This is a genomic window from Chelativorans sp. ZYF759 (genome assembly GCF_012911015.1).
Classification (GTDB): domain Bacteria; phylum Pseudomonadota; class Alphaproteobacteria; order Rhizobiales; family Rhizobiaceae; genus ZYF759.
Genome location: NZ_WVVV01000004.1, coordinates 23,963 through 36,004, shown reverse-complemented (window position 1 = coordinate 36,004; position 12,042 = coordinate 23,963). Strand labels below are relative to the sequence as shown.

General features: G+C 64.4%; 9 protein-coding genes. 4 read left to right on the top strand and 5 right to left on the bottom strand.

What is annotated here, in order from left to right; translation table 11 throughout:
* The first annotated feature begins 71 nt into the window (after positions 1 to 71).
* From GRZ55_RS08030 to GRZ55_RS08015, 4 genes are read left to right on the top strand one after another with little or no spacing between them, the layout of a single operon-like run.
* Positions 72 to 1,325 (top strand): sarcosine oxidase subunit beta family protein, encoded by a 1,254-nt coding sequence (locus tag GRZ55_RS08030; RefSeq protein WP_169286397.1) that lies wholly within the window; start codon positions 72 to 74, stop codon positions 1,323 to 1,325.
* Positions 1,326 to 1,341: 16 nt separating this feature from the next.
* A complete protein-coding gene (locus GRZ55_RS08025; protein ID WP_169286396.1) occupies positions 1,342 to 1,635 on the top strand; it encodes a sarcosine oxidase subunit delta in 294 nt (97 codons plus the stop codon).
* Complete coding sequence (locus GRZ55_RS08020) at positions 1,632 to 4,622, top strand: sarcosine oxidase subunit alpha (protein WP_169286395.1); 2,991 nt, start codon at positions 1,632 to 1,634, stop codon at positions 4,620 to 4,622. Before GRZ55_RS08025 ends, GRZ55_RS08020 begins: the two co-directional genes overlap by 4 nt.
* Complete coding sequence (locus tag GRZ55_RS08015; RefSeq protein ID WP_169286394.1) at positions 4,615 to 5,163, top strand: sarcosine oxidase subunit gamma; 549 nt, start codon at positions 4,615 to 4,617, stop codon at positions 5,161 to 5,163. Before GRZ55_RS08020 ends, GRZ55_RS08015 begins: the two co-directional genes overlap by 8 nt.
* A gap of 63 nt (positions 5,164 to 5,226) precedes the next feature.
* On the opposite strand, the gene GRZ55_RS08010 is transcribed toward GRZ55_RS08015, so the two are convergent.
* The 5 genes from GRZ55_RS08010 to GRZ55_RS07990 form a co-directional block, all read right to left on the bottom strand.
* The gene (locus tag GRZ55_RS08010) at positions 5,227 to 7,920 is read right to left on the bottom strand and encodes an EAL domain-containing protein (protein ID WP_210257271.1); all 2,694 of its coding nucleotides are present in this window, start codon (positions 7,918 to 7,920) and stop codon (positions 5,227 to 5,229) included.
* Between the two features lie 178 nt (positions 7,921 to 8,098).
* On the bottom strand, positions 8,099 to 9,613 hold the full coding sequence (asnB, locus tag GRZ55_RS08005) for an asparagine synthase (glutamine-hydrolyzing) (protein WP_169286393.1): 1,515 nt from the start codon (positions 9,611 to 9,613) through the stop codon (positions 8,099 to 8,101).
* Positions 9,614 to 9,696: 83 nt separating this feature from the next.
* Entirely contained in the window at positions 9,697 to 10,476 is a 780-nt protein-coding gene (locus GRZ55_RS08000) for an SDR family NAD(P)-dependent oxidoreductase (protein ID WP_169286392.1), read from the bottom strand.
* A gap of 22 nt (positions 10,477 to 10,498) precedes the next feature.
* A complete protein-coding gene (locus GRZ55_RS07995) occupies positions 10,499 to 11,539 on the bottom strand; it encodes a phosphotransferase (protein WP_169286391.1) in 1,041 nt (346 codons plus the stop codon).
* Positions 11,536 to 12,033, bottom strand: coding sequence for a MaoC family dehydratase (locus tag GRZ55_RS07990; RefSeq protein WP_306785596.1), 498 nt, complete (start codon positions 12,031 to 12,033; stop codon positions 11,536 to 11,538). Before GRZ55_RS07990 ends, GRZ55_RS07995 begins: the two co-directional genes overlap by 4 nt.
* Positions 12,034 to 12,042 lie beyond the last annotated feature (9 nt).

Sequence of the window (12,042 nt, the reverse complement as noted above, 5' to 3'; positions counted from 1 at the left end):
GGCCGGTGGCGCGTTTTCGCTAGTCATGACGAATTCGCAGGCCGCGGAAACGGCTCGAACGAGGCAGCATCATGCGTAGATATTCCGCTTTCGCCATCGCACGCGAGGCCCTTCGCGGCCACAAGGGCTGGCCCGAGCAATGGGGGTCGCCCGAACCGCGCAGCGAGTATGACGTCATCATCGTGGGCGGCGGCGGGCACGGGCTGGCGACGGCCTATTATCTCGCCAGCCAGCACGGCATCACCAATGTCGCGGTGCTGGAAAAGGGCTGGCTCGGTGGCGGCAATACCGGCCGCAACACGACCATCATCCGCTCCAACTACCTCTACGACGAATCCGCCGCGATCTACGATCATGCCGTCAAGCTGTGGGACGGGCTGAGCCAGGAGCTCAACTACAACGTCATGTATTCGCCCCGCGGCGTCATGATGCTCGCCCACAATGTCCACGACGTGCAGGTCTTCAAGCGCCACATCCACTCCAACCGGCTGAACGGCATTGACAATGAATGGCTGTCGCCGGAAGAGGCCAAGTCCTTCTGCCCGCCGCTCAACATCTCGCCTTCCGCGCGCTACCCGGTGATGGGTGCGGCACTGCAGAGGCGCGGCGGCACGGCACGCCACGACGCGGTCGCCTGGGGCTACGCCCGTGCGGCGTCCGACCGCGGCGTGCACATCATCCAGAACTGCGAGGTCACCGCGATCCGGCGTTCGGCCAATGGCCACGTGACCGGCGTCGACACGACCCGCGGGCCCATCTCGGCAAAGAAGGTCGGGGTGGTCGCGGCCGGGCATTCCTCGGTGCTGATGGCGATGGCGGGACTGTCGATGCCGCTGGAATCCTATCCGCTTCAGGCGCTGGTGTCGGAACCGGTCAAGCCGGTCTTTCCCTGCGTGGTCATGTCCAACACCGTGCATGCCTACATCTCGCAATCCGACAAGGGCGAACTCGTCATCGGGGCGGGCACCGACCAGTATTATTCCTATTCGCAGACGGGCGGGCTGCACATCCTGGAGCACACGCTCGAGGCCATCTGCGAGATGTTCCCGGTCTTCACCCGCATGAAGATGCTGCGCTCATGGGGCGGCATCGTGGATGTCACGCCGGACCGCTCGCCGATCCTGGCCAAGACGCCGGTGCCGGGGCTCTACGTCAATTGCGGCTGGGGCACGGGCGGCTTCAAGGCAACGCCGGGTTCGGGCCATGTCTTTGCCCAAACCATCGCCAACGACAATCCGCACCCGATCGCCGCACCCTACAGGCTGGAGCGCTTCCGCACCGGCCGGCTCATCGACGAAGCGGCCGCCGCCGCCGTCGCGCATTGAATCGGGAAACCCTGCCATGCTCCTGATCCGTTGCCCCTATTGCCAGGAAGAGCGTCCCGAGCTCGAGTTCCGCCATGCCGGCGAGGCGCACGTTGTGCGGCCTCACAACATCGCCGACATCTCGGACGAGGAATTCGAGGCCTTCTTCTTCCATCGCGCCAATCCCAAGGGCATCACCCATGAGCGCTGGCGCCACGTGCATGGCTGCGGCCGTTTCTTCAACGCGGTTCGCGATACGGTCAGCGACAGGTTCGTGACGACCTACAAGGCGGGCGAGCCGAAGCCGGCTCTGGAGGAGCACAAGGCATGACCAGCTTTCGTCTTGCCGATGTCGGTCGCCTTGACGCTTCGAAGACTGCCCGCTTCACCTTCGACGGGCGGTCGCTTTCGGGCCTCGAGGGCGACACGCTTGCCTCCGCGCTGATCGCCAACGGCATCCATCTGGTGGGTCGCTCCTTCAAGTATCACCGTCCGCGCGGCATCCTGTCTGCCGGCTCGGAGGAACCGAACGCGCTTGTCGGCGTCCACCGCGACGCCGCGCGGCGGACGCCGAACGTACGGGCCACGGTCCAGGAACTCTATGACGGTCTGAGCGCCGTCTCCCAGAACCGCTGGCCTTCGCTCGCCTTCGACATGGGCGCGGTCAACAATCTCGGCGCGCCCTTCTTCTCGGCCGGCTTCTACTACAAGACTTTCATGTGGCCCAAGGCCGCCTGGAAACATCTCTACGAGCCGCAGATCCGCAACGCGGCCGGCCTCGGCACCGCTCCCGAGGAGTCCGATCCGGATCACTACGCGTCGCGTTATGCCCATTGCGAGGTGCTGGTCGTCGGCGGGGGAGCCGCCGGTCTGGCCGCAGCCAGCGCGGCTGCCGAAAGCGGGCAGCGCGTGATCCTCTGCGACGAGCAGGCAGGCCTCGGTGGTGCGCTGCGCTTTGAAAGCGGCTCCCAGATCGACGGCGTGGCCGGATGGGACTGGGCCCAGGCCACGGCCGCGAAGCTGGCCGGCATGGACAATGTCCGCATCCTGCCGCGCACGACGGCCTTCGGCTATTACGCGCAGAACATGGTCGGCCTCGTCGAACGCGTGACCGAGCATCTCGCGACCCCCGATCCCGAACTGCCGCGCGAGAGGCTGTGGCATGTGCGCGCGAAGCGGGTGGTGGTCGCCACCGGCGCCATCGAGCGCCACATGGTGTTTGCCGACAACGACCGGCCGGGCATCATGCTCGCCTCGGCCGCGCGCCACTATCTCAACCATTACGGCGTCGCGGTGGGACGCGAGGTCGGTATCTACACCGCAAACGATTCGGCCTACGGCGCCGCGCTCGATCTTCACCGGGCGGGGATCAGGATCGCCGCCATCGTGGACCTTCGTGACGATCCGCGCGGCGAGATGATTGATGCCGCGCGTGCGGCGGGCATCGAACTCCTCACGGGACATTGCGTCGCGAAGACCGGCGGCCGGCTGCGTGTCTCCTCGATGGCGGTGATGCCGAAGGCCGGCGGAGCGAGCAGGATCATACCCGTCGACGCTTTGTTGGTTTCCGCAGGCTGGACGCCCTCCGTCCATCTCTTCTCGCAATCGCGCGGCAAGCTCGCATTCGATACGCGTCGTCAGATCTTCCTGCCGGGCGCGCAGGCGCAGGAGTGCATCTCGATCGGCGCCTGCAACGGCACCGAGAGCCTCGCCGAAACCCTGGAAGAGGCACTCGCGGCGGGAGCGCAGGCCGTGCGTGGGGTTGGAGGGGAGGCGTCGCGGTCCATCTCGCTGCCGAGCCGGACGGCCGAAAGCTGGACAGGCGGTATGTCGGGCTCGGCCCCCGGCGCCGAGCCGGGCAAGGCGGTGAAGGCCTTCGTCGACTTTCAGAACGACGTCACCGCCAAGGATATCGGCCAGGCCGTGCGCGAAGGCATGCGCTCGATCGAACACGTGAAGCGTTTCACCACCAACGGCATGGCCACCGACCAGGGCAAGACGTCCAATCTGCATGGCCTTGCCATCGCGTCCGAGATCCTCGGCAAGCCGATGCCGGAAGTGGGGCTCACCACCTTTCGCGCGCCCTTTACGCCCGTCACCTTCGGAGCCATCGTCGGGCATGGGCGCGGCGCGCTGTTCGATCCCACGCGCAAGACGCCCATGCATTCCTTCGCCGAAGAGCAGGGTGCCGTCTTCGAGGATGTCGGCCAGTGGAAACGCGCCTGGTATTTTCCGCAAGCCGGCGAGGACATGCATGCCGCGGTCGCCCGCGAATGCAGGACGGTGCGCGAGGCGGCTGGCATGTTCGACGCCTCCACGCTCGGCAAGATCGAGGTTGTGGGCCCGGATGCGGCCGAGTTCATGGAACTCATGTACACCAACCCCTGGAAGAAGCTCGGGGTGGGTCGCTGCCGCTACGGGATCATGCTGCGCGAGGATGGTTTCGTCATGGATGACGGCGTGGTCGGGCGCCTCGCCGATGACCGTTTCCACGTCACCACCACCACGGGCGGCGCGGCGCGGGTTCTGCATCACATGGAGGACTACCTCCAGACCGAGTTCCCGCATCTGAACGTCTGGCTGACCTCCGTCTCCGAACAATGGGCGGTGATTGCCGTCCAGGGTCCCAAGGCGCGCGACATCATCGCGCCGCTGGTTGCTGGCATCGATCTCTCGGACGAGGCCATGCCGCACATGTCGGTGCGCGAGGGCACGATCCTTGGCGTGCCGACGCGGCTTTTCCGCATGTCGTTCACCGGCGAGCGCGGCTTCGAGATCAACGTGCCGGCCGACTATGGCCGCGTCGTGTGGGACGCCGTCTGGGCCGAAGCGCGGGGCCAAGGCGCCTGCGCCTATGGCACCGAAACGATGCACGTGCTTCGCGCGGAAAAGGGCTTCATCATCGTTGGCCAGGAAACCGACGGCACGGTCACGCCGCACGATCTCGGACTCGACTGGGCGATAGGTTCGAAGAAGTCGGATTTCGTCGGCATTCGCGGGCTCAAGCGACCCGACCTCGTGGCATCGGGCCGCAAGCAACTGGTCGGGCTGAAGACGAAGGACCCGAAGATCGTCCTGGAGGAGGGGGCCCAGATCGTTGCCGATCCGCGCCAGCCAATTCCCATGAAGATGATCGGCCACGTCTCCTCGTCCTACTGGTCCGAGAATTGCGGCCGTTCGATCGCCCTCGCCTTGCTGCAGGATGGCCGTTCGCTGATGGGCGAGACGCTCTTCTTGCCGATGCCGGACCGGACGATCGAAGTCGAGGTCACGAGCCCGGTCTTCTTCGACGAGAAAGGGGAACGGGTCCATGGCTGAGATCGCGACGCGCATGGGGCCGCTCGACGGCCGTTCCCTTGCGACAAACGCTGTTGTCATCGAAGCTGCCAGGCCCGCCAGCCGCATCGCGTTGCGAGCGCCCTCGGCCTCGCTCGCGGCCCTGTCCCTGGCCCTGGGGGTCGACCTGCCCGACAGGCCCAAGAGCGCCGCATCGCGAGGCACGCGCCATGCGTTTTGGCTCGGTCCGGACGAATGGCTCATCATCGACGAAGACCGAACCGACCTCAATGTGGCCTGCCGCGGCGCGGAAGTCCTCCATTCCTGCGTGGACGTATCCCACCGCAATACGGCGATCCTCGTGTCCGGCGCGCGGGTGGAGGACGTTCTGTCGGCCGGCTGCCCGCAGGATCTGTCGCTGGAGGCGTTCCCGGTGGGGGCCTGTTCGCGCACCGTTCTTGGAAAGATCGAGATCGTTCTTTACCGGACAGCCGAGGACGATTTTCGCATCGAGGTGTGGCGGTCCTTTTCGGACTATGCCTTCACCTTGCTGACAGAGGCGGCGCGCGACCTGTCGAGCTGAAACCTTGATTCCACGCTCGGGCCCAACACATTGGTGTCGCTGAGATATCTGCTGCGGCAGCGGTCAGGAGGCGTTCAGCCAGCGTCGCGACCGCACGAATTCGACAACCTCGTCGCCGCACATCGGCCGGGCAAAGGCAAAGCCTTGAAGATACTGGCAGCCCAACTGCCTCAGGATGCGGGCATGTTCGAGGGTCTCGACGCCTTCGGCCAAAACCTCGATACCAAGCGACTTGCCGATGTCGATGATCGAGCCGACGAGTTGGCGCTGGCTGGGTGATCGCACGATCGGAAGAATGAGCTGGCGATCGATCTTGAGGCGCTTCGGCTTGAGGTTGAGCAGGCTGACGATCGATGCGTAGCCGGTGCCGAAATCATCGATCTCGATGTCGATGCCCAGATCCTTCACGGATTCCACATTCCAGGACAGCAGGTCGTCGTGCTCGTCGAGGAAGATGGATTCGACCAGCTCGAATGAGAGGGTGCCGGGCGTGATCGACATGCCACGGAGGCTTTCGATCAGGCCTTCGTCGTTGAGCCTTCTGGCGGACACGTTGACCGACGCCTTTGGCAAATCGAGGCCCGCTGCCTGCCACTTCGCCAGCCAGCCGGTGGTCTCCTCCAGCACTATCCTGTCGATGGTTCCCACCACATTCAATTCGTCGGCAATCTTCAGGAAGGCTCCAGGTGGGAGCACCCCTTCGGTCGGATGGTTCCAGCGCGCCAGCGCTTCAACGCCAATGATCTCGTGCGTCACCGCGTCGACCTGAGGCTGGAACCACGCCGTGAACTCGCCACGGTCGATCCCCGACAGTATATCGTCGGCGATCTTCTTGGTGCGGACGATCTCGTTTTGCAGGGAGTCGGTGAAGAACTGGTGGCCGTTGCGGCCCTGGGCCTTGGCGCGGTAGAGGGCAATGTCCGCATTCACCAGCAAGCGCGACGGATCGGCGATCCCGTCGGTATCGACAGCAATGCCGACCGATGCGCCACAGCGGCACTGGTGCCCCTCATAGAGAATGGGGTCGCGAATACCCGCGATGATCTCTTCCGCAAGGTCGCTCAGGCGGCCCGAATGAAGATCGGGCGAGCCGGTGTCGCGGCGGCACACCACGACGAACTCGTCGCCACCCACCCGCGCCACGAAGTCCTGGCTGCCCGCACAAGTCGTCAGGATCTTGGCCGCGTGGATCAGCACGGAATCACCGGCGGGGTGGCCCAGCGTGTCGTTGATCTGCTTGAAGCGGTCGAGATCGACATGCAGGAGGGCAGCGCGTTCGCCATGCTGGAAATTGACGGCGTGTTCGGCCAGCACCTCATCGAGATAGCGGCGATTGGGCAGGCCCGTCAAAGCGTCGTGCATCGCGGTGAACTCCACGCGCGTGCGGGCCGCTTCCAGCTCGATGTTGCGGGCCTCGGTGAGTTTGCTGGCCCGGCGAAGCTCCTCGTTGCGGTTGAGGTCCTCCGTCACATCCCAATTGACGCCGACGATCCGGGCGGGCTCGCCGGGATTCTGGTAGACGGAGCCGAGCGCGCGGATGTAGCGGATCGTATTGCCGGGGAGAACGAGGCGGTATTCAGAGTGATATTTGCCGCGCCTGCGGAGGGCTTCGGCGAAGTCGGCTTCGGCGCGTTCCTTGTCCTCGGGATGGAGAACGCTTGCCCAATGGGTATAGTCGCGCGGGCCCGAGCTTTCATAGCCGTAAAGCTCGTTCATGCGCGGATCCCAGAAGAGCACGTTGTTCTCGATGTCGAGTTCCCAGACGCCGACCTGGGAGGTCTCCAGGGCGAGGCCCAGCCTGCGGGAGATTTTCTCGAGCTGGAGTTCGCGATCCTTCAACTGGCGAATGTGGCGCTGGCGCTCGTCGATCAGCCTGCCCGACAGGAGTGTGGGCACCATGATCAGCGACGCGGCCAGCAATATCCATAGGTGCAGGCGGAGGCTGTTCTCGGGCTCCTGGCCCCAGCCACCCAGTGGGGTTGCCTTCATCACCCAGCTGCCGGCCGGGAGCGCGACCTCGGCCATGATGGGCTCATCGCTGGCAACGCTGGGATCTCCGAAGAATTGCAGGCCGTCCTCGCCCAGCCCGTCGCGTCCGATAATGGCCACACTGATGTCGATGTCGGGATCGAGAAGACCGCTGTGTCGGTAGAGCAACTCGGTATCGATGACGGCCGACACGATGCCCCAGAAGTGATCGGCCGAATGCTCGCTGGGCACGAAGACAGGGAAACGCGCGACAAACCCCTGGCCTCCCTGGACGAGATCAACCGGTCCGGCCAGCACCATCTCCTGGCTGTCGCGAGCCCGCAGAGTGGCCTCGAGCTGTTCGGCATTGGTGGTGTAGTCGAGCCCGATGACCGCCTCGTTGCCCTCGAGAGGATAGGTCATGGAGACTACCAGACCCGGCGCGGCGGCTATGTTCCTGATCTGCGCATTCCGGTCCAGAAGTCGCTTGGAAAGGGCGGTAAAGCGCTCCTGCGTCATGTCCGGCTCGGTCGCGATGGCGGCGACGAGTCCCCTCACCAGCTGGATGTTGCCATTGATGGCGCCTTCCAGGCGGGCGCGGATGAGGCTGAGGTCGTTTAGGACTTCCGCTTGCTCGCTCTTGAGGTGGATGCCACGGTTCTGCATCTCGGCGAAAAGGCCCGCGCCGACGATCACGATCAAGGCCAGGACAGCTGGAATGCGGCTCAAGCGGAACAGACCGTTGCGTTCTTGCCGCTTGGGCGAAGCCTCTACGCTCGTCTGCGACATTTCCCCCTCGGCTGTTTGCTCAAGCATCTTCCGAGAGATTATGTGCAAGGCATTAACTTACCCTTAGCCGCCACGGGCATGCGCGTTGTCCGATCCTGCCCTGCTGATTCCTGAAATCGTCGCAAGAAGCTGAATATGCTGCAAGATCGGTTTGCAATACTCGGGTGCTCGGCGCGCCTCAGGCGGCCTCGACCCTGCCTTCGGTCCAGCTGCCGGCATGGGCGAGGATGCGGTCGGGATTGGCGTATTGCGCCACGAGTATCTCACGATAGAGGTCGCCCTCGGCCGCCCGGTCAAGCGGCGCGTTGGTGCCGGCAAGTCCCATCAGGGCCTCGGTGAGCATGTCGACGGTGCCCGAGCCTTCGTCGAACTGCGCCTTCTTGCGCCAGACGAGATCGTGGGGAAGCAGGTCGGCACAGGCCTTGCGCAGGATCCACTTCTCGGTCGTGGCGCCGGTGCTCTCGCGGGCGCCCGGCTCTGTTCGGCACAATTTGAGAGTCGCGGGAATGGATTGCGCGAAGTCGATGAGGTCGCGGTCGAGGAAGGGCGTGCGCGCCTCAAGGCTCTCGCCCATGGTGATGCGGTCGACGCGCTGCAGGTTGATGTTGTGCATGGCGTTCAGCGAGCGGGTCAGTTCCTCGGCCAGTTCGCGCGGGCGCTCGACATAGGCGTGGTGGTAGGTGTAGCCGGCAAAGAGTTCATCGGCTCCTTCGCCGGTCAGCACCGCCTTCACATAGCGGCGTGCCAGGCGGGCGGCGAAATGGGTCGGGATCGCGCTGCGCACCAGATCGATGTCGGCCGATTCCAGGTGGTAGATGACCTTGGGCAGTACCTCGGCAACGTCGTCGGGCCCGAAGGCATATTCGAAATGGTCGGAGCCGATGTGCTCGGCTACCCTGCGCGCTGCCAGGAGGTCCGGGCTCCCCTCCGCACCCACCGAGAATGTCTTGAGACGGTAGGACGAATGGCGTGCCGCGAGGGCCGCGATGATCGAACTGTCGAGCCCGCCGGAAAGAAAGCACCCTACCTCGACATCGGCGGTCATCCATTTCTCGACGGCCTCTTCCATGACCAGGCGTAGCTCCGCCGCTGTGGCCTCCACGCTCAGCCCTGGTTCCGCTACGGCCGCGCCGTGCGGTGTGCGGTACCAGCGGCGCGGACCTTCCAGGCTGTCGTAAAGGCCGCCCGGCGGGATTGCCTCGATTGAATCGACATCGATCCCGTCATAGGCCTTGAGTTCCGAAGCGAAGGCCACACCGTCGCCGATACGCGCCATATAGAGTGGCTTGATGCCAAGCGGATCGCGGGCCGCGATGATGCGTTCCGAGGTTGCCAGGACGAACGCGAACATTCCGTCGAGCCGCTTTATCCAGCGCAATTCGCCCGAGCGGAACAGGTGCAGGATGGACTCGCTGTCGCTCGCGGTGGTGAAGGCACTCTCGCCCAGGATCGCACGTAGGTCGGCGTGGTTGTAGATCTCGCCATTGACGACCAGCAGGTCGTCATTCTGATAGATTGGCTGGGCGCCGTTCTCGGGGCCGATGATGGAGAGCCTGGCATGTGCCATGATGACGGGGGCGTTGCGGGCGCGAACGACCTCGGTAGCGTCGGGACCACGATGGGCGATGCGGCCGATCATGGACTGCGCCAGCGCCTCGTCGTCAATGTTCCACAGGCATACGAAACCGCACATGGTGTCTTCTCCCGGTCATGGTCATGTGGCCGGAAGCAAGCACGAAACCGGTTGCCGTGTCGCTTGTTTTCGAGACTGCCGGCTCAGACTGCAGTGATGCCGCCGTCGCAAGCCAGCGTCTGGCCGGTCATGAAACCGTTCTTCGGATCGGCGGCAAAGAGGATGACCTCGATCACCTCTTCCACCTCCGCGAGCCGTTTCATGGGAACGCCCCGCACCATCTCGGCTTCCGCGGATTTGAGCGCATCGCCTTCGAGATCACCGAACGCCGCAAGCGCCATCGGCGTCCTGGCGAAAGAAGGGCAGACGGCGTTGATTGCAATGCCTTTGGTTGCGTATTCGGCGGCGGCCGAGCGGGTAAGCCCGACCACGCCGTGTTTTGCCGCGGCGTAGATTCCCAGCCGGGGGGCACCGGCGATGCCGGCCACGGAGGCGAGATTGACTATCCGTCCGCCACGAGCCGACTGCCGGAACTGGCGTTCCATCTGGGGAAGCTGGTGTTTGAGGGCGTAGAACACGCCCATCAGATCCACTTCGATGACCCGGCGGGCCTGCGCGGAATCGATCTTGGGCAGCTTCGCGAGGTCCTGGACGATTCCGGCATTGTTGAGCGCAATGTCGAGGCGGTCGAATTTCTCGACGGCGAGCGCGACGAGGTCGCGCGACAGGTCTTCGTCGGCCACGTCGCCGGCGAGGATCACCGTCTCCGCATTCAGCCCGTCGGCAAACGCAGCCAGGCGGTCGGCGTCGATATCGGAAAGCACCAGCCTGGCGCCTTCTTCCGCAAAACGCTCGGCCGATCGCGCGCCAAATCCGCCGGTCGCGCCCGTGATGAGCACGGTAAGCCCTTCGAATCGTCCCATTGCATTCCTCCCCGAAGCGCCTTCAGGCGCGCTTTTCGATAACCTCCACCGCGAGGCTCGACAGCAGCTTCACGGCCGCGCCATAGGTGCGCGCCTTCTCGGGATTGGAGGCGTTGCCATCCAGCGCACGCTTGTAGACGCCCTGGCAGATCGCGGCGAGCCGGAAGAAGGAGAAGGCAAGGTAGTAGGGCCAGTTGTCGATGCCCGAGATGCCGCGGCGACGACAGTACGCTTCGACATAGGCATCTTCAGTCGGCACGCCGATCGCCGCCCGGTCCAGTCCCCCCAGGCCGCGAAAACCGGAATCGTGGGGCAGGCGCCACTGCATGCACTGATAGGAGAGGTCGGCATAGGGGTGCCCCAGCGTCGACAATTCCCAGTCCAGGACTGCGACCACTTCGGGGCGCTCTGCGTGGAAGATCATGTTGTCGAGGCGGTAGTCGCCATGCACCAGCGAGACCACGCCGTCATCCTCGACGCTGTTGTCTTCGAGCCAGTCCAGCAGCGTTTCCATGTCTTCCACCGCGTCCGTCTGGGAGGAACGGTACTGTTTCGACCAGCGAGAGAACTGGCGCTCGAAATAGCTGCCGGGCCTTCCGAAATCCGCGAGACCGGCTGCGTCCACATCGATATCATGTAAAGCCGCGAGAACTCGGTTCATGGAATCGTAGATGGCCGTCCGCTCAGCCGCGTTGGCGGCCTCTGGAAGGGCAGGGTCCCAGAAGATGCGGCCTTCCACATGTTCCATGACATAGAACATGCGGCCGATGGGGGAGGCCTCCTCGGACAGGTGCAGAACCTTCGGCACCGGCACCTTCGATCCTTCGAGCGCCTTGATAACGCGGAACTCGCGGTCGACCTGATGCGCCGACTTCAGAAGCTCGCCCGGCGGCTTGGCGCGCAGCACATAGCGGCCGCTCGTGGCCGCGATCGCATAGGTCGGGTTTGACTGGCCGGCAGAAAATTTCCTGATTTCGATAGGGCCCCGAAAGCCGTGGATATGCGTCTCGAGATACGACAGAAGCGCGTCGGCGGGCAGGGAGTTTGGGTCGGCATTGGTCATGCGGTGGCCTGTTCGTCGTCGCGTCTTAGCACGGCCAGGGTGAGCCACTGGGCGGTGATGGCGGGCTTACGCTCGCCTTCGATCTCGATGGTGACGTCATGCTGGATCTGGACCCAGCCGGAGGGGCGGACATTCGCGCTGACCAGCGTGAAGCGTGCCCTGACGCGCGCGCCGCATCTGACCGGCGAGACAAACCGCAGGCGGTCGAAACCGTAATTGATGCCCATCTCCGCCCCTTCGAGGGGAGGAACGGTTTCATAAGCCATCGCCGACAGTAGCGAGAGTGACAGGAAGCCGTGGGCAATGGTTCCGCCGAAGGGTGTCTCGGCCGCAGCCCGCACCGGATCGACGTGGATGAACTGGTGGTCGTCGGTCGCGTCCGCGAACTTGTCGATCATCTCCTGGGTGACTTCGCGCCATGGCGAGACGCCGACCTCTTCGCCGATGGAAGACATCATCGTTTCGATCGATACGGGCTTCAAAAGCTGAGCCATGGCCGGGGT